Origin of the sequence: Kocuria cellulosilytica (genome assembly GCF_040981245.1) — a bacterium.
Classification (GTDB): Bacteria; Actinomycetota; Actinomycetes; order Actinomycetales; family Micrococcaceae; genus Kocuria; species Kocuria cellulosilytica.
Window position 1 is genome coordinate 1 of record NZ_JAVFWZ010000141.1, and the last position, 521, is coordinate 521.

General features: G+C 75.0%; 1 protein-coding gene. It reads left to right on the forward strand.

From position 1 onward, the window contains the following. Nucleotides 1-21: 21 nt before the first annotated feature. On the forward strand, nucleotides 22-521 hold a 500-nt coding region (locus RCG67_RS17395; protein WP_368828071.1), incomplete at its 3' end, for an LOG family protein.

A 521-nucleotide genomic window follows, 5' to 3' on the forward strand; every position in this document is an offset into this window, starting at 1 on the left:
CGGGACCCCGAGAATGTCCCCATGAGACTCGCCGTGTACACCGGGGCCTCCCTGGGCGCCGATCCCCTGTTCGCCGAGGCCGCCCGGGCCTTCGCCACCGAGCTCGCCCGCCGCGGCGTGGGCGTGGTCTACGGCGGGGGCCACGTGGGGCTGATGGGTGTCGTCGCCGACGCCGCCCTGGCCGCGGGGGGCGAGGTGATCGGGGTGATGCCGCGCTCGCTCGTCGACGAGGAGACCGCCCACACCGGCCTGAGCGAGCTGCGCGTCGTCCGGACGATGCACGAGCGCAAGGCGGAGATGGCCCGCCTCGCGGACGGGTTCGTGGCACTGCCCGGAGGCCTGGGGACCCTCGAGGAGATCTTCGAGGCGTGGACCTGGCTGCAGCTCGGCGTGCACGCCAAGCCGGTCGGCTTCCTCGACGTCTCGGGCTACTGGACGCCCCTGCTGGAGGCGGTCGCCGCGATGTCCGCGGCCGGGCTCGTGCACCCGGAGCACCGGGACGCCGCCGTCGTCGCCGGGGA